Below are 16,960 nucleotides of genomic sequence, written 5' to 3' on the forward strand. Positions count from 1 at the left end.
CAACCATTTACATGCATAAATGCGACACGGAAATGTCGTGTATCGGATAGTCCGCCCTCTAACAGTGCGTTTACCGCCCAAATTCGTTAGGATACGCGCCATTTTTGTGTCCGCGGCCCACAAGGCTGCAACGCGCTAAAAGGGTTGGTCCCATACGGACCGACAGCATTTCCCTCACCCATAGGGAAATCCCTCTCTAAATTCCGATTCAGTAGTGTGGTATTTCCTTAATGAAAGTGTTGAAAGGCCAGGACATCCTGGCACTTGGTTTTATGACGTTTGCCCTGTTCGTCGGGGCTGGCAACATCATCTTCCCGCCTATCGTCGGTTTGCAGTCCGGGCCTCACGTCTGGATGGCGGCGCTGGGCTTCCTGATCACCGCGGTCGGCCTGCCCGTGGTCACCGTCGTCGCCCTGGCCAAGGTCGGTGGCGCCATGGATGCCCTGAGCAGCCCGATCGGCAAGATCGCCGGTGGCCTGCTCGCGGCGGCCTGCTACCTGGCTGTCGGCCCGCTGTTCGCCACGCCGCGTACCGCGACCGTGTCGTTCGAAGTCGGCCTGGCGCCCCTGACCGGCGAAAGCCCGCTGGCGCTATTCCTCTACAGTTCCGTGTACTTCCTGGTGGTGTTCTTCATCTCGCTGTACCCGGGTCGTCTGCTCGATACCGTAGGGCGCTTCCTCGCGCCGCTGAAGATCATCGCCCTGGCCGCGCTCGGCATTGCCGCGTTCGCCTTGCCGGCGGGTGACATTGGCCATGCAACGCCGGAATACGTGGCGGCGCCGTTCTCCCAGGGCTTCATCAATGGTTACCTGACCATGGATACCCTCGGTGCACTGGTGTTCGGCATCGTCATCGTCAATGCCATCCGCTCGCGCGGCGTCGAGTCGCCGGCGTTGATCACGCGTTACGCGATCATTGCCGGCCTGATTGCCGGCGTAGGCCTGGCGTTGGTCTACATCAGCCTGTTCCGCCTGGGTTCGGGTAGCCATGAAGTCGCTGCTGGTGCCACCAATGGCGCGGCCGTGTTGCACGCCTACGTGCAGCACACCTTCGGCTCCTTGGGCAGCGGTTTCCTCGCCGTCCTGATCTCGCTGGCGTGCCTGGTCACGGCGGTCGGCCTGACCTGTGCCTGCGCCGAGTACTTCAGCCGGGTGCTGCCACTGTCCTACAAGACGCTGGTGATCATCCTCGCGGCGTTCTCCCTGCTGGTGTCCAACCTGGGCCTGACCAAGCTGATCGCGTTCTCGATCCCGGTACTGACCGCGATCTACCCGCCGTGCATCGCCCTGGTGGCCCTGAGCTTCTGCAAGGACTTCTGGCATGAACAAGGCCGCATCGTCGGTCCGGTGATGCTGGTGTCGTTCATCTTCGGCCTGATCGATGCCCTCAAGGGCGCCGGCCTGGCGGACTGGATGCCGACCCAACTGTCGCACCTGCCGCTCAGCGAGCAAGGCCTGGCGTGGCTGGTGCCGTCGGTGATGACCCTGGTGGTAGCGGTGGTTTGCGACCGTCTGCTGGGCAAGCGCGAAGAAGCGCTGGCTTAAGCGTTGCCGGCCCGCCACGAGCGGGCTTGCAGGCAAAAACAGAAATGCCCCGTATCAATCGATACGGGGCATTTTTTTATGGGGAGATGCGGTGCCTTTTCTTCTGCGCTAACGTCGAAAGACTGCGCAATCCAATTGTAGGAGCGAGCTTGCTCGCGAAGGACGCGAATCATGGCGTGTGTTTTCTGGATAAACGCGTTGCTCTCAGGTTCTTCGCGAGCAAGCTCGCTCCTACAAGGGGTATCGGTGTACCAGCCACTCCATCAAAAGGACCTGCATGTCGTTCATCCAAGCCAACCTGATCCACATCCTCGCGGCCATCTGGTTCGTCATCTGCTGGGGCGGTTACACCCGCTATGCGACCTGGAAGGGCCGTGACACGGCCTGCCTGGCCAGCGTGCTGCACCTGTATCGCGAAGACTGGATGCGCCGCATGCTGTTGCGTGACAACCGCATCGCCGATGCCAGCGTGATCGGCAACCTGGAGCGCAATGCGTCGTTCTTTGCCTCCAGCACCCTGATTATCCTGGCCGGTATTCTCACGGTCCTTGGGGCGTCGGAAAGGGCGGTGTCGTTGCTGGCGGATATCCCGATGGTGCAGCAGGCGTCCCAGGGGATGTCGGAGATCAAGTTGCTGTGTTTGGCGCTGGTGTTCGTTTATGCATTTTTTACCTTCAGCTGGTGCATGCGCCAGTACAACTTCGCCGCCATCCTGGTGGGCTCGGCGCCCATGGTCGGCGAGCGTCATGTATCGGAGCAGGAGCGCAAAGCCTTTGCCAATCGGGCAGCCCGGGTTATTTCCATGGCCGCCAACCAGTTCAACTTCGGCCTGCGCTCTTACTATTTCGGCATGACCATGCTGGCCTGGTTCGTCAGCCCCTGGTTGTTCATGTTGATGAGTGCCGGCGTGGTGTTCGTGCTGTATCGCCGTGAGTTTCACTCCGACGTTCTCGATGTGATGGTCTATACCCCTACAGAGGCGCCATTGCCCGAGGTGAACAAAGAGGCCGCTTGATGAGTATTCCATTTTGGTGCGTGTTTATCAGTGCCGTACTGATTTACGTGGCGCGCATGCCCGTGACCACGGCCATGAAAGAGCAGGGCGGTTACAACAATCACCTGCCGCGCCAACAGCAAGCGCAGCTCACAGGGCTGGGCGCGCGCGCGTTGGCGGCGCATCAGAACAGTTTCGAGGCCTTCATATTGTTTGCGGTGGGGGTGTTGATGGCTCACACCACACAAACGGCGGGTTGGCTGATCGACTCGCTGGCGATCATCTTTGTGGTTACACGAGTCCTTTACCTGCTGTGTTATTGGAAAGACCTGGCCTGGCAACGCAGCCTGGTCTGGCTGGTGGGTTTGATCTGTTCCTTGTTGCTGATGATTAGTCCGACTTTTCGAACGATTTTGCTCTAGCGAATAAATCGCAGGCAAAAGAAAACCCGCACTTGGCGGGTTTTTTTTACCACGCTAAAAACCGGATCAGTTTTTAGGCGCGGCTTCTTTTGCTGCGGCTTCGTTCGATTCAGCCTGAGCTTTGGCGGCTTCGGCATTTTCTTTTGCAGCGTCGTTCACTTTATCCTGAGCTTTGTTCATGTCTTGCTGTGCTTGCTCAGCATGTTCGGCGGCATCTTGAGCTTTGTCCTCGGATTTTTTATCGCAAGCAGCGAGACCGAGGGAAGCGGTCAACATCAAGGCAATAGCAAAAGTCTTACGCATGGGGTGTTTCTCCTTGTGGAAAAGATCTATCTGGCCTTAAGAGCCTTGGCGTCATGGTTAAGTTCCACAAATTATTTCAGATATATAAGTTTGTTCTAGCGCGGAACCTTTACCTGGCTCTCTACTTCACTGCCAACTAAACAAGAGTCTTTATCAACATGGCCGAAAACCCCGTTTTTGAGCGTGCGACACGGTTCCTGTCGGCGCTGCGACATTGTTCGGTGCTCGGGTTGCGGGTTCACAGCGCCGGCGCCGAAGGGCTGACCGTAGTGCTGCCATACAGCCCGCAGATCGTCGGCAACCCCCAGACCGGGGTAATTCACGGCGGCGCCCTGACCACCTTGATGGACACCGCCTGTGGCATGTCTACCCTCTGCGTACTGCCTGAGTTCGAAGTCTGCCCGACCCTCGACCTGCGCATCGACTACATGCACGCTGCCGAACCGCATAAGGATGTCTATGGCTTCGCCCAGTGCTATCGGGTGACCACCGACGTGATATTCGCCCGCGGATTTGCCTATCAGGATGACCCGGAGCAGCCGATTGCCCATGTCGTCGGCACTTTCATGCGCATGGGCAAGGGCATCAAGGGGACCAAGGGTTTTGGCGGCGTGATTGCCGGAGGTGCGAAGTGAGCGAGTCATTCAAGGAGCAACTGCAACAGGCCCATGAGCAGGGCGAATATGCGCCGCTGTTGAACCTGATTCCCTACGCCGGATTGATCGGTGTCGAATGCTCGCGGGTGGGGGATGAGTTGCTGTTTCGCCTGCCGGCCAACAAGGACAACATCGGCAACCCGTTGTTGCCGGCCATCCATGGCGGCGTGATCGCCGGTTTCATGGAGCTTTCCGCCGCGCTGCACCTGCTGGTGGCGATCGGTTCGCCGGGCGTGCCGAAGATCATCGACTTCTCCCTCGATTACCTGCGCGCCGGGCAGTTTCGCGATACCTGGGCCCGTTGCCAGGTGTGTCGCCAGGGGCGCCGGGTCGCCAACGTGGCGATTACCGCCTGGCAAAGCACCGAGGCGGAACCCATCGCCACGGCCCGGGCGCATTTCAAACTTGATGAGCCCTTGAAATCCTGAATGCTGCCCCCAACTCTGATGACAACCCGCCGCCGACCCTGAAGGTCGCGGCTTATGCCATCTGATTGGAGTTTGATGACCATGAGTGTGGAAACTCAAAAGGAAACCCTGGGCTTCCAGACCGAGGTGAAGCAACTGCTGCACCTCATGATCCATTCGCTGTATTCCAACAAGGAAATTTTCCTTCGCGAACTGATCTCGAACGCCTCTGACGCTGTAGACAAATTACGTTTCGAAGCCTTGGCCAAGCCAGAGCTGCTGGAAGGCGGCGCCGAACTGAAAATCCGCGTGAGCTTCGACAAGGACGCCAAGACCGTCACCCTCGAAGACAACGGTATCGGCATGAGCCGCGAAGACGCGATCACCCACCTGGGCACCATCGCCAAGTCGGGCACCGCCGATTTCATGAAACACCTGACCGGCGACCAGAAGAAAGATTCGCACCTGATCGGCCAGTTCGGTGTCGGTTTCTACTCCGCATTCATCGTCGCTGACAAAGTCGACGTGTACAGCCGTCGTGCCGGCAGCGCTGCCAGCGAAGGCGTGCACTGGTCGTCCAAAGGTGAGGGCGATTTCGAAGTCGCCACCATCGACAAGGCTGACCGTGGCACTCGCATCGTCCTGCACCTGAAGTCCGGTGAAGACGAGTTCGCCGATGGCTGGCGTCTGCGCAACATCATCAAGAAGTACTCCGACCACATCGCCTTGCCGATCGAGTTGCCGAAAGAAGTGGCAGCCGTGGAAGGCGAGGAGAAGCCTGCCGTTGAATGGGAAACCGTCAACCGCGCCAGCGCCCTGTGGACTCGCCCTCGCACTGAAGTGAAGGACGAGGAATACCAGGAGTTCTACAAGCACATCGCCCACGATTTCGAAAACCCGCTGAGCTGGAGCCACAACAAGGTTGAAGGCAAGCTGGAATACAGCTCGCTGCTGTACGTGCCGGCCCGTGCGCCATTCGACCTGTACCAGCGTGAAGCACCGAAAGGTCTGAAGCTGTACGTGCAGCGCGTGTTCGTCATGGATCAGGCCGAGTCTTTCCTGCCGCTGTACCTGCGCTTCATCAAAGGCGTGGTCGACTCCAATGACCTGTCGCTGAACGTGTCGCGGGAAATCCTGCAGAAAGACCCGATCATCGACTCCATGAAGTCGGCGCTGACCAAGCGCGTGCTGGACATGCTGGAAAAACTGGCGAAGAACGACCCAGAGCAATACAAAGGCTTCTGGAAAAACTTCGGCCAGGTCATGAAAGAAGGCCCGGCAGAAGACTTCGCCAACAAAGAGAAAATCGCCGGCCTGTTGCGTTTTGCATCGACCATCGGTGATGACGGCGAACAGGTAGTCGGCCTGGCCGAGTACCTGGCACGCGCCAAGGAAGGTCAGGACAAGATCTACTACCTGACCGGCGAAACCTACGCACAGGTCAAGAACAGCCCGCACCTGGAAGTCTTCCGCAAGAAAGGCATCGAAGTGCTTCTGCTGACTGACCGTATCGACGAGTGGCTGATGAGCTACCTGAGCGATTTCGACGGCAAGAGCTTTGTCGACGTGGCGCGCGGTGACCTGGACCTGGGCAACCTGGACTCGGAAGAGGACAAGAAAGCCGCGGAAGAAGTCGCCAAGTCCAAGGAAGGTCTGGTCGAGCGTCTGAAGACCGCGCTGGGCGAATCCGTGGCTGAAGTACGGGTATCCCATCGCCTGACCGACTCCCCGGCGATCCTGGCCATCGGCGAGCAGGACCTGGGCCTGCAGATGCGTCAGATCCTCGAAGCCAGCGGGCAGAAGGTACCGGATTCGAAGCCGATCTTCGAATTCAACCCGGCTCACCCACTGATCGAGAAGCTCGACAACGAGCAGAGCGACGAGCGCTTTGGCGATCTGTCGCACATCCTCTTCGATCAGGCGGCCCTGGCGGCCGGCGATAGCTTGAAAGACCCGGCGGCCTATGTGCGTCGTCTGAACAAGCTATTGGTTGAGCTGTCGGCTTAACAGCGTTGTAGAAAAACCCGCTTCGGCGGGTTTTTTCATTCTGGTGTAAAAAAATCAGGAGTCAGAAATGAGCCAAATCACTGTACGTTCTGTTGCCTATCAGATTGATGGCCAATCCTACGAAAGCCGGCTGGCGTTCGACGCTGACCACAAAGGGCCGCGTCCAGGCCTGTTGATGGCGCCGAACTGGATGGGCGTCGGTGCCGGTGCCGAGGAGATCGCCAAGTCGGTCGCGGCCAAGGGCTACGTGGTGCTGATCGCGGATCTCTATGGTCAATCGGTTCGTCCGCAGAACAACGATGAGGCAGGCGCGGCAATGATGCCGCTGAAGAACGATCGGCCGTTGCTGCGCAAGCGCATGCAAGTGGCGTTCGAGCAGTTGCAAAGCCAGGGTGAGGCCGCTGTCGATACGTCGAAACTGGCCACGTTCGGTTTCTGTTTCGGTGGTTGCTGCGCGCTGGAGTTTGCGCGTACGGGTGCGCCCGTGAAGGCGGCGGTGTCGTTCCACGGTACGCTGGATACCCCGGACGTCAATGATGCGAAAAACATCAAGGGCTCGGTATTGGTGCTGCACGGTGCTTCCGATCCGTTGGTGCCCAAAGAGCAACTTCCGGCGTTCGAAGATGAAATGAATGCTGCTGGTGTGGATTGGCAGCTGCTGAGCTACGGCGGCGCGTTTCACTCGTTCACCGATCCCCATGCGAACGTACCGGGCATGATGATGTACGACGCCAAGGTCGCCGCTCGGGCCTTCACTTCGATGCACAATCTGCTGGATGAAGTGTTCAAGGGCTGATTGCGATAGTGCCGGCCTCTTCGCGAGCAAGCCCGCTCCCACATTGGAATGCGGTCAACTGTGGGAGCGGGCTTGCTCGCGAAGGCGATGTGAAATTCACAAAAAGTCTTAAGGAAGTTCGATCCGCTCAACTTCCCCCGGCACCGTCGGCCAATCCCCGGCGGCCCAACGCCGGCGCGCTTCATCGATGGCTGCCGGGTCGCTCGCCACGAAATTCCAGTTGATCCGCCGCGGCCCATCCAGCGGCGCACCCCCGAACACCACCGCATGACTGTCGCTCTCGGCGAACAACGTCATCTCTTCCCCGGCCGGCAACACCACCAGCGAATGCGGCGCTATCGGCTCGCCATCGAGCTGCACGTCACCGCTCAATACATACAGCGCGCGCTCTTCATGCTCGGTGGGAATCAACAGGGTCGTCGCCGTTTGCAGATTCACCTCGGCATACAGCGTCGGAGAAAGCACCGGCACAGGCGATTCGAGGCAAAAGCCCGAGCCCGCGATCATGCGGATCTTCACCCCGAGGTTTTCGCTGACCGGCAGCGTGGCAGCGGGGTGGTGGCTGTAGTGTCCCGGTCCCTGTTCCTTGTCTTTGGGAGAAGCCAGCCAGATCTGCAAACCGTGCATCGTAAAGCCGCTGTCTTTTAGCGCGTCGGGCGTGCGCTCGACATGAGCGATGGCGCTGCCAGCGGTCATCCAGCTGACATCCCCGGCGTTGACCACCTGGTCCGAACCGAGGCTGTCCTTGTGCTGCAACTGGCCTTCAAACAGGTAGGTGAGCGTGGACAGCCCAATGTGTGGATGCTGGCGGATGTTCATGCCCGTGCCCGCGGCATAACGGGTTTCGAGCATGTGGTCGAAAAACACGAAGGGCCCGACATTGCGGCATTTGGCAGACGGCAACGGGCGAAGAATCGGCTGGCCTTCGACATCTTCGGCGCGGGGGCGGATCACGAGCGGAGTGTTCATGGTGCGTTCCAAGCTGAGCGGGTAATGCGTCGAGCATAACCCGCTTGCGCAGCCCTTGCCGCTATTGGCTGAACGCGCCTTCGGCCAGATGGGTTTCGATGCTGACTTCACTGCTGGTCATCAGCTTGTGCACCGGGCAACGATCGGCCACCCGGTGCAGCTCTTCGCGCTGGGCGTCGGTGAGCACGCCCTTGAGGGTCAGTTTCACATGCAGGGCATATTTGCCTTTCTGCTCTTCGCTGTTGTCGCGTTTGACCTCCACACCAACACCGGTCAGCGGAATGTCCTTTTTCTTCGCGTACATCTTCAAGGTCAAGGCTTTGCAGGCGCCCAGCGCTGCGTCGAAATAATCATGAGGCTCTGGCGCGCTGCCTTCGCCACCGGCGGAGACGGGAGCGTCGGCAAACAACTCGTGGTCATCGATCTGGACGGTATGGCGAAGACCTTCGGCGGAAACGGTGTTGACGGTAACAGTCATGGGAAACCTCGCAGGCAGCAGGGAAAGTCATTCGATCAAAAAAGACCTTGAAGGTATAGAGCATTGCGCCAGTTGTGCGTTCCTTTAAAAGATCGCAGCCTTCGGCAGCTCCTACAAGAGACCGAATTCCCGTGTAGGAGCTGCCGAAGGCTGCGATCTTTTGATCTTAAAAAAAGCCCCGCAAGTGCGGGGCTCCTTCAAACATATGAGTATCAGCTGCCTTTAACCGGCTTGCCGTTCACGGTGCCGTCCAGGAGCATGATGTTGTACTCCTTGCCGTCGGTCTCGACCTGTTGCAGGCGAACCAGCAGGTAATCCCAATCCTTGGCGAACCACAGCACGGTGATGCGCTTGCTTTGTGTCGGATCGCGGACGCGCTCGACCTTGATCGCATCGATCTGGCCAGCCTTGGTTTCGACTTTTTCCGAACCCAGCACGCGGAAGTCATAGGTATCGACTTCGCCATCATCGACAACCTGATAGCTCATGCTTTTCTTGCCGGCGGCCACGTCATGCTGCAGCGCCAGCTGGTAGGTGGATTTGTCGAGCATGCCGCGGTTGAGGGCAATATTGACCGCGTCGCCACGATCGGTGCCGGTGACCTTCTTGGCGGTCCAGTCGAAGTCCAGGTCAGCCTTCTTGGCTTTGCCCAGGCCACCCCGTTCGAAGTGGTAGGACTGTGGCAGCAGGGTGTCCTTGTCGACAGTCAGGGTGCTTTCTTCGGACAGGCTGGCGATCATCATCGACGCCTTGAAGTTGAGCTTCCAGACGCCGTTGGCTTCCTTGGTCAGGCTGCGTTCAGCCGTGCCGCTCATGGGCAACTGCTTCCAGTCGGCGGTGTAGCTGGCGGAGAAAGGTTGAAGGTCTGCAGCCTGTGCGAAGGGCAAGGCGAGCAGAGCGCAAGCGAAGAGCAGGGCGCGACGCATAAAATCTCCTAGGTTCGAATCAAGTGGCCGCTGGGCGCAAGCAACTGTCCATCCAGTAAAGCACCTTGTTCGCCGAGGGATAACCGGCCTTCGGCAAACCAGCGTACGGCCATGGGGTAGATCAGGTGTTCCTGTACATGGACCCGCTGCGCCAGACTCTGCGGCGAGTCATGCAACTCTACCGGTATTACTGCTTGTACGACCAGTGGTCCGCCATCGAGTTCCTCGGTGACGAAGTGCACGGAGCAGCCGTGTTCAGCGTCGGCGGCCTCCAGCGCGCGCTGATGAGTGTGTAACCCTTTGTATTTGGGTAGCAGCGAGGGATGGATATTGAGCAGGCGGCCCGCGTAGTGGCGCACGAAGTCAGCGCTTAGAATGCGCATGAACCCGGCCAGGACCACGAGTTTGGGCTTGAAGGTGTCGATCAGTTCGATCAGCGCGGCGTCGAAGGCCTCGCGGCCCTCGAAAGCCTTGTGATCCAGGGTGCGGGTGTCGATACCCGCGTCCCTGGCGCGTTGCAGGCCATAGGCATCGGCGCGGTTGGAAATCACCGCAGCGACGCGGACCGGGCTGTCGCCGGTCCGCGTGCTGTCGATCAAGGCCTGCAAGTTACTGCCGGTGCCGGATAGCAGCACCACAACATCACAGGTGGCTGACATTAATGAGCCTTGAGGTTCTTCAGTTCAACCTGGGCAGCGCCTTCGGCAGCGGTGGCGATCTGACCGATGACCCAAGGCTGCTCGCCAGCTTCACGCAGCACGTTCAGTGCGGTTTCCACGTGCTCTTGAGCCACGCAGATAACCATGCCCACGCCGCAGTTCAGTACGCGGTGCATTTCGTTTTCATCGACGTTGCCTTTTTCCTGCAGCCAGTCGAACACCGCCGGGCGGGTCCAGCTTGCTACGTCAACCACCGCTTGTGCGCCTTTTGGCAGAACGCGCGGGATGTTGTCCAGCAGGCCGCCACCGGTGATGTGGGCCATGGCTTTGACGGCGCCGGTTTCCTTGATCAGCTTGAGCAGCGGCTTCACGTAGATACGGGTCGGGGCCATCAGCAGGTCGGTCAGCGGCTTGCCGTCGAGCTGGATATTCTCGATGTCGGCAGCGGACACTTCGATGATCTTGCGGATCAGCGAGTAGCCGTTGGAGTGCGGGCCGGAAGACGGCAGGGCGAGCAGGGCATCGCCGGCAGCGACTTTGGAACCGTCGATGATTTCGGATTTTTCCACGACGCCGACGCAGAAGCCGGCCAGGTCGTAGTCTTCGCCTTCGTACATGCCTGGCATTTCAGCGGTTTCGCCGCCCACCAGGGAGCAGCCGGACAGCTCGCAGCCAGCACCGATGCCGGTCACGACCTGGGTCGCGGTTTCTACGTTGAGTTTGCCGGTGGCGTAGTAGTCCAGGAAGAACAGCGGCTCGGCGCCGCACACCACCAGGTCGTTGACGCACATGGCAACCAGGTCGATGCCGATGCTGTCGTGCTTGTTCAGGTTCAATGCCAGGCGCAGCTTGGTGCCGACGCCGTCGGTACCGGAAACCAGCACGGGCTGCTTGTAGCCGGCCGGGATTTCGCAGAGGGCGCCAAAACCGCCCAGGCCGCCCATGACTTCCGGGCGCGCAGTGCGCTTGGCGACGCTCTTGATGCGTTCGACCAATGCTTCACCGGCGTCGATGTCTACACCGGCGTCCTTGTAGCTCAGGGAGGGTTGCTTGCTCATGATCCAGGCCTTTAGGGGGGATTTCTGGGTAACGACCGAGTCCAGCGGGACCGCCGACATCGACGAAGGTGATTGCCTCACGCGATATTCGAGGGTGCCCGGCTGTTGCCGGTCTGCGAAGGCGCGCGATTTTATCAGGCTTGACGGTCAGCGGCCATCCTCAGGCCGACGGCAGGGGGCATATCGGCCGAAAAAAAACCGCCATCGCCCCCTGTGGCTGACATCCTGCTCGCCTGCACAAGTTGTCGTCATTAACCGTCTATCGTTATCACAGTGCGAAAACTTACCCAGGGCGTGTGAATGTTTTGCGTCGGGCGAGGGTCACAGCCTTGTTCGTTCGTCTTCATGCGGTCTGTTCCAGCCGCTTTTGTCCTCAGGAATCTTCCATGGGTTTTTGTAAATTCTTGTTTGTGGGCTGCTTGTCAGCGGTCAGCCTTGTCAGCCAGGCTGAAACCGTCAAAGGCCTTTATCAGGTGCGCGAACCGGTCAACGGCCAGTCGGCGCAAGAACGTGACGAAGCGACGCAACGGGCGCTCGATACGCTGGTCCTGCGCCTCACTGGCGACTCCAAGGCGCCCCAGAATCCCGGGCTGGCGGCGGTTCGCAAAGACCCGCAGCAAATCATCAGCCAGTACGGCTTCGAGGCCGGCCCGCCGGAAGTGTTGAAAGTCGATTTCGACCCGGGTACCACCGAGCAGGCCTTGCGCCGGGCCGGGCTGGCGATGTGGGGCGCCAATCGGCCGTCGATCCTGGGCTGGTGGTTGAACGACTACACCGAGGGCGCGAGCCTGGTGGGTGATGGCCAGGCCGGTGCGACGCCACTGCGCCGCGCTGCGCAGCACCGTGGTCTGCCCCTGCGTCTACCGCTGGCGGACCTCAACGAACAGATCGTCGCCACCGCGCCGAATCTGGAAAGTACTGATCCGTCGGCCCTGCGCAACGCATCGCAGCGTTACAATGCCGACGCCTTGCTGGCAGTGCATGCCCGGGAAGAGGGCGGCCAATGGCAAGCCAAGTGGCAATTGTGGCTGGGCGATCAGAAAGAGGCGGGCAGTGCCCAGGGCGCCGATCAGGCCGCTTTGGCCGACGCGGTGATGCTGGCGGTGAACCAGCGACTGGCGCCGCGATTTGTCGCCAAGCCGGGGTCTTCTGCCGCGCAGTTGCTCGAAGTCCAGGGCATGAACCTGGAGCGTTATGCGAGCCTTGGGCGTTTGCTCGAGCCTTTCGGCGGTCGTCCGCAAAGTGTCGACGGCGACCGGATTCTTTACCGGGTCAATGGTAGTACCGATCAATTGCGTGCGCAGTTGTCGCTGGCAAAATTGCAGGAGGTCACGGCAGATCAGGCGCCACCACCGGTGCCAGCGGTTCCGGTCCAGCCTGTAGCCGGTGGTTCGGCCCCTGCGGTCGCGCCTGCGCCGGCACCGACGCCGCAATTGCGTTTCCGCTGGTAGGATTTTCTTTCTTTATATAGCAGCAATGGAGTGGTACATGGCCGATACGCGGCGTTGGTTCTGGTTGGGTGGAGTGCTCTTGCTCTGCGCGTTTATCTGGCTGTTGCACCCGATCCTCACGCCGTTCCTGGTGGCGTTGTTGTTGGCCTATCTGTTTGACCCCCTGGTGGATCGGCTGGAAAAGGCCGGCCTGTCACGCACCTGGGGCGTGATCGCGGTATTTGCCCTGTTCACCCTGATCTTCACCACGCTGTTGCTGGTGTTGGTGCCGATGCTCGCCAAGCAGCTGTTTCGCTTGTATGAGCTGGCGCCGCAAATGCTCGATTGGCTGCAACACACGGCATTGCCATGGACGCAGTCGAAGTTTGGCTTGTCGGAAGGCTTCTGGAGGTTCGACAAGCTCAAGGCGGCGATCAGCGAGCACATGGGGCAGACCACCGACATCGTTGGCGTGGTCCTGACCCAGGCGACGGCGTCGGGCCTGGCGTTGATAGCCTTGCTGGCGAACCTGGTGCTGATTCCGGTGGTGAGTTTCTACCTGCTGCGGGACTGGGACTTGATGGTGGCGAAGATCCGCAGCCTGCTGCCGCGGGACCGCGAAGAGCAGGCGGTGTCACTGGCCGAAGAGTGCCATGAGGTACTCGGCGCCTTCATACGCGGGCAATTGCTGGTGATGGTCGCCTTGGGCGTGATCTACGCCGCAGGCCTGATGTTGGTGGGCCTGGAGTTGGGCCTGTTGATCGGGATGATTGCCGGGCTGGCGGCCATCGTGCCGTACATGGGCTTCATCATTGGTATTGGCGCGGCGCTGATTGCCGGCCTGTTCCAGTTTGGTGGTGATTTGTATCCCATGATGGGCATTGTCGCAGTGTTCATGGTCGGTCAGGCGTTGGAGGGCATGGTGCTGACGCCATTGCTGGTGGGGGACCGCATCGGTCTGCATCCGGTGGCGGTGATCTTCGCGATTCTGGCCGGGGGCGAGCTGTTCGGGTTTACCGGCGTTTTGCTGGCACTGCCGGTGGCGGCGGTGATCATGGTGCTGCTGCGCCATGTGCATGATTTGTATAAGGATTCTGGTATGTACAGTGGTGTTGACGAACCCGAGCTATAGACGGGGTCATGGGCAGCCCGGATAGACCCCGGCGGGCTGCCCACAGCGCCAAAGAATCTGTCATAAAACCGGTGCGCTAACGCAAACCTTTGATTTTGCTTGTGGTCTGTCGCATTGTGCGGTCGGCCTCACGGGTATAAACTTCGCAAACTTTACACAGAGGCCACTAACGGTTCCTTTGGAACTGTTCAGTCAGCATGAAACCGATTCAGCTGCCCCTAGGTGTGCGTCTGCGTGACGACGCCACCTTCATCAACTACTACCCAGGCGCCAATGCCGCTGCACTCGGCTATGTCGAGCGTCTGTGCGAAGCCGACGCCGGCTGGACCGAAAGCCTGATTTACCTTTGGGGCAAGCACGGGGTAGGGCGCACGCATCTGTTGCAGGCCGCGTGCCTGCGTTTCGAACAGATGGGCGAACCGGCGGTTTACCTGCCGCTGGCCGAGTTGATGGATCGCGGCATCGAAATCCTCGACAACCTCGAGCAATACGAGCTGGTCTGCCTGGACGACCTGCAGGCGGTGGCCGGCAAGGCTGACTGGGAAGAGGCGTTGTTTCACCTGTTCAATCGACTGCGCGACAGTGGTCGGCGCCTGCTGATTGCCGCATCGACTTCGCCCCGCGAACTGCCGGTAAAGCTGGCTGACCTCAAGTCGCGCCTGACCCTGGCGCTGATCTTCCAGATGCGCCCACTCTCCGACGAAGACAAGCTGCGCGCCCTGCAATTGCGCGCGTCACGTCGCGGCCTGCACCTGACCGACGAAGTCGGGCACTTTATCCTGACTCGCGGTACCCGCAGCATGAGCGCGCTGTTCGAACTGCTCGAGCAACTCGACCAGGCCTCTCTTCAAGCCCAGCGCAAGCTGACCATTCCTTTCCTTAAAGAGACCTTGGGCTGGTAGCCAAGGCCCTGTAAATTCAAGGCCCACAGCGATATATCGAATATTTCGGACGGCAGAAAATCCGCTTTCCGGCGGGGGCGCTGACTGCGTAAGTGTCTAGAATGGGCTTTAGCGCTTAGATGTCAGCGAGAAACGAAGAAGTCACAAAAAGTTCGATTGAATTTGCAAATGAGGATGATAGCGGGCATAGTCTCGGCTTCTTGACATCAATCAGCCACGGTCGTGCCCATGCTAAATCGCTTTGCACCCCTCGTGCCTCTCGCACTCGTTACCCTGTTGTTCGGTTGCGCTGCCCACACGCCAGTGGCCCAGCAAGCACAACAACAGCAGGTTCAAAATTCCGTTACCGCCCAGTCTTCCGCGCTTTATCAGCAAGCGCTTGAACAGGAAGAAGCGGCCACCGAAAAAGAACTCGCCAGCTTCGGCAATGGCAAGTCTTACCAGCTTCCGGTTCTGGCCGACAGCATCCTCGAACGCGGCATGTCCCTGATCGGTACCCGTTACCGTTTCGGCGGTACCTCTGAAGCCGGCTTCGATTGCAGCGGGTTCATCGGTTATCTGTTCCGTGAAGAAGCGGGCATGAACCTGCCACGCTCCACTCGCGAAATGATCAACGTGGATGCACCATTGGTCTCGCGCAGCAAGCTCGAGCCGGGCGACCTGCTGTTCTTCGCCACTAACGGTCGTCGCGGTCGTGTGAGTCACGCCGGGATCTACCTGGGCGACAACCAGTTCATCCACTCCAGCAGCCGCCGTAGCGGTGGTGTGCGCATCGATAGCCTGGGCGACAGCTACTGGAGCAAGACCTTCATCGAAGCCAAGCGGGCTCTCGCGATGGCACCCGCGGCGACTCCAATCGTCACCGCTCGCAAGTAAACATACTTTTCGTAGGGCGAACTTAAAGTCTTACTTGAAGTTTGCCATATAAGCGCTAAAATTCTGATCCATGAATGATGGCAAACCGCCTGCGTGATCCGCAGGCGGTTTTCTTTTCTGCACTCGCGCAGAAAAAAGCCGCAGCCTGATCAGGATGCTCTGCTATGACGAAGTCGGCCCGCCTCGCAATCATGCTGTTCGCAGCGCTGCTCAGCGCTTGCGCCAGCCGTACACCGCCCCCTGCGCCGGTGGTTCGTGCACCCATCGTATTCGGTCCCTCCCAGGCCTTTTCTCCGGAAGCGGAAGACGTGCTGTTTCGCGCGTTGGGGCTGGTCGGCACGCCTTATCGCTGGGGCGGTAACACACCGGACTCCGGGTTCGATTGCAGTGGGCTGATTGGCTACGTCTACCGTGATGTTGCCGGTATTTCCCTGCCACGCACCACCCGCGAAATGATTTCCATGCAAGCGGCCAGTGTCGGCAAGGAAGGCCTGCAAACCGGTGACCTGATCTTCTTCGCCACCAATGGCGGTTCCCAGGTCAGCCATGCTGGCATCTATGTCGGTGAAGGGCGCTTCGTCCATGCGCCGGCCACCGGTGGCACGGTCAAGCTCGACAGCCTGTCCAAGGCGTATTGGCAGAGAGCCTACCTGAGTGCCAAGCGCGTTCTGCAACCGGAGCATTTGGCGCGCAATCCGTAACCGCCAGAGAGTGTTGTAATGACTGCCCGCACGCTCAATCTCGACGATTCGCTCTATCAATACCTGCTCGACGTTTCCCTGCGCGAAACGCCGCTGCTCAAGCGCCTGCGCGACGAAACCCAGGCGCTGCCCATGGCGCGCTGGCAGGTGGCGCCGGAACAGGGGCAGTTTCTCGCCTTGCTGGTCAAACTCATCGGTGCACGGCGTGTGCTGGAAGTGGGCACCTTCACCGGTTACAGCGCCCTGTGCATGGCGGCGGCGTTGCCGGATGACGGTTTGCTGATCTGCTGTGACCTGCCCGGCGACTACAACGCCACCGCGCGCCGCTATTGGCAGGAGGCCGGCGTGGCCGGGCGGATAGATCTGCATTTGGCGCCGGCCCTCGAAACCCTCGGCAGGCTGGACGAGCCAGGCCAGTTCGACCTGGTGTTCATCGATGCCGACAAGGCCAATTACCCGGCCTATCTGGAACAAGCACTACGCCTGTTGCGTACCGGCGGCCTGGCAGTATTCGATAACACCCTGTGGAGTGGCCGGGTGCTTGAGGAGAATCCCGAAAGTGAAGATACCCGCGCCATCCAGGCGCTCAATCGTGCCTTGAGGGATGATGCGCGAGTGGATCTATCGCTGTTGCCGTTGGGGGATGGGCTGACGCTCTGCCGTAAACGCTGATCTCCAGGCACACAGCAATGGCGGCCTC

19 protein-coding genes are annotated in these 16,960 nt (G+C 59.7%); 13 read left to right on the plus strand and 6 right to left on the minus strand.

The window, feature by feature from the left end:
- Positions 1 to 230 precede the first annotated feature (230 nt).
- The 3 genes from brnQ to NPS56_RS12690 all read left to right on the plus strand — a co-directional run bounded on the left by brnQ (position 231) and on the right by NPS56_RS12690 (position 2,960).
- A complete protein-coding gene (gene brnQ / locus NPS56_RS12680) occupies positions 231 to 1,544 on the plus strand; it encodes a branched-chain amino acid transport system II carrier protein (protein WP_046819380.1) in 1,314 nt (437 codons plus the stop codon).
- A 277-nt stretch (positions 1,545 to 1,821) separates the two neighbouring features.
- The gene (locus NPS56_RS12685; protein WP_180202787.1) at positions 1,822 to 2,559 is read left to right on the plus strand and encodes a DUF599 domain-containing protein; all 738 of its coding nucleotides are present in this window, start codon (positions 1,822 to 1,824) and stop codon (positions 2,557 to 2,559) included.
- Positions 2,559 to 2,960: an MAPEG family protein gene (locus NPS56_RS12690; RefSeq protein WP_274074901.1), complete on the plus strand. Its 402-nt coding sequence runs from the start codon at positions 2,559 to 2,561 to the stop codon at positions 2,958 to 2,960. The genes NPS56_RS12685 and NPS56_RS12690 overlap by 1 nt, the downstream gene beginning before the upstream one ends.
- Positions 2,961 to 3,026: 66 nt before the next feature.
- Here NPS56_RS12690 and NPS56_RS12695 read toward each other — a convergent pair whose 3' ends face one another.
- Positions 3,027 to 3,263: a hypothetical protein gene (locus NPS56_RS12695; RefSeq protein WP_046819383.1), complete on the minus strand. Its 237-nt coding sequence runs from the start codon at positions 3,261 to 3,263 to the stop codon at positions 3,027 to 3,029.
- 158 nt (positions 3,264 to 3,421) lie between these two features.
- Between NPS56_RS12695 and NPS56_RS12700 the strand changes: the two genes are divergently transcribed.
- From NPS56_RS12700 to NPS56_RS12715, 4 genes are all read left to right on the plus strand, one after another.
- The gene (locus NPS56_RS12700; protein WP_274074902.1) at positions 3,422 to 3,898 is read left to right on the plus strand and encodes a PaaI family thioesterase; all 477 of its coding nucleotides are present in this window, start codon (positions 3,422 to 3,424) and stop codon (positions 3,896 to 3,898) included.
- Positions 3,895 to 4,347, plus strand: coding sequence for a PaaI family thioesterase (locus NPS56_RS12705; protein WP_274074903.1), 453 nt, complete (start codon positions 3,895 to 3,897; stop codon positions 4,345 to 4,347). The genes NPS56_RS12700 and NPS56_RS12705 overlap by 4 nt, the downstream gene beginning before the upstream one ends.
- Before the next feature lie 81 nt (positions 4,348 to 4,428).
- Complete coding sequence (gene htpG, locus NPS56_RS12710; protein ID WP_274074904.1) at positions 4,429 to 6,333, plus strand: molecular chaperone HtpG; 1,905 nt, start codon at positions 4,429 to 4,431, stop codon at positions 6,331 to 6,333.
- A 67-nt stretch (positions 6,334 to 6,400) separates the two neighbouring features.
- Positions 6,401 to 7,129, plus strand: coding sequence for a dienelactone hydrolase family protein (locus NPS56_RS12715; RefSeq protein ID WP_274074905.1), 729 nt, complete (start codon positions 6,401 to 6,403; stop codon positions 7,127 to 7,129).
- 108 nt (positions 7,130 to 7,237) lie between these two features.
- Here the strand turns inward: NPS56_RS12715 and NPS56_RS12720 are convergent, their stop codons facing one another.
- The 5 genes from NPS56_RS12720 to purM all read right to left on the minus strand — a co-directional run bounded on the left by NPS56_RS12720 (position 7,238) and on the right by purM (position 11,219).
- Positions 7,238 to 8,098 carry a pirin family protein gene (locus NPS56_RS12720; RefSeq protein WP_274074906.1) on the minus strand — a complete coding sequence of 287 codons (861 nt, stop codon included), beginning with the start codon at positions 8,096 to 8,098 and terminating at the stop codon, positions 7,238 to 7,240.
- A 61-nt stretch (positions 8,099 to 8,159) separates the two neighbouring features.
- Complete coding sequence (locus NPS56_RS12725; RefSeq protein WP_274074907.1) at positions 8,160 to 8,576, minus strand: OsmC family protein; 417 nt, start codon at positions 8,574 to 8,576, stop codon at positions 8,160 to 8,162.
- A gap of 212 nt (positions 8,577 to 8,788) precedes the next feature.
- Positions 8,789 to 9,502, minus strand: coding sequence for a DUF3108 domain-containing protein (locus tag NPS56_RS12730; RefSeq protein ID WP_274074908.1), 714 nt, complete (start codon positions 9,500 to 9,502; stop codon positions 8,789 to 8,791).
- An 8-nt stretch (positions 9,503 to 9,510) separates the two neighbouring features.
- The gene (purN, locus tag NPS56_RS12735; protein WP_274074909.1) at positions 9,511 to 10,161 is read right to left on the minus strand and encodes a phosphoribosylglycinamide formyltransferase; all 651 of its coding nucleotides are present in this window, start codon (positions 10,159 to 10,161) and stop codon (positions 9,511 to 9,513) included.
- A complete protein-coding gene (gene purM / locus NPS56_RS12740; protein ID WP_274074910.1) occupies positions 10,161 to 11,219 on the minus strand; it encodes a phosphoribosylformylglycinamidine cyclo-ligase in 1,059 nt (352 codons plus the stop codon). Before purM ends, purN begins: the two co-directional genes overlap by 1 nt.
- A 386-nt stretch (positions 11,220 to 11,605) precedes the next feature.
- Here purM and NPS56_RS12745 point away from each other — a divergent pair, with 386 nt between their 5' ends.
- The 6 genes from NPS56_RS12745 to NPS56_RS12770 all read left to right on the plus strand — a co-directional run bounded on the left by NPS56_RS12745 (position 11,606) and on the right by NPS56_RS12770 (position 16,932).
- Positions 11,606 to 12,670, plus strand: coding sequence for a DUF2066 domain-containing protein (locus tag NPS56_RS12745; RefSeq protein ID WP_274074911.1), 1,065 nt, complete (start codon positions 11,606 to 11,608; stop codon positions 12,668 to 12,670).
- A 37-nt stretch (positions 12,671 to 12,707) separates the two neighbouring features.
- Complete coding sequence (locus tag NPS56_RS12750; protein ID WP_274074912.1) at positions 12,708 to 13,781, plus strand: AI-2E family transporter; 1,074 nt, start codon at positions 12,708 to 12,710, stop codon at positions 13,779 to 13,781.
- 197 nt (positions 13,782 to 13,978) lie between these two features.
- Positions 13,979 to 14,683 (plus strand): DnaA regulatory inactivator Hda, encoded by a 705-nt coding sequence (gene hda / locus NPS56_RS12755; protein ID WP_008063324.1) that lies wholly within the window; start codon positions 13,979 to 13,981, stop codon positions 14,681 to 14,683.
- A 228-nt stretch (positions 14,684 to 14,911) separates the two neighbouring features.
- The gene (locus NPS56_RS12760) at positions 14,912 to 15,559 is read left to right on the plus strand and encodes a C40 family peptidase (protein WP_274074913.1); all 648 of its coding nucleotides are present in this window, start codon (positions 14,912 to 14,914) and stop codon (positions 15,557 to 15,559) included.
- Between the two features lie 164 nt (positions 15,560 to 15,723).
- Entirely contained in the window at positions 15,724 to 16,260 is a 537-nt protein-coding gene (locus tag NPS56_RS12765; RefSeq protein ID WP_274074914.1) for a C40 family peptidase, read from the plus strand.
- Positions 16,261 to 16,278: 18 nt separating this feature from the next.
- Entirely contained in the window at positions 16,279 to 16,932 is a 654-nt protein-coding gene (locus tag NPS56_RS12770; RefSeq protein ID WP_274074915.1) for an O-methyltransferase, read from the plus strand.
- The last annotated feature ends 28 nt before the right edge of the window (positions 16,933 to 16,960 follow it).

The sequence above is a fragment of the Pseudomonas putida genome (genome assembly GCF_028682635.1).
GTDB classification, from domain to species: domain Bacteria; phylum Pseudomonadota; class Gammaproteobacteria; order Pseudomonadales; family Pseudomonadaceae; genus Aquipseudomonas; species Aquipseudomonas putida_AE.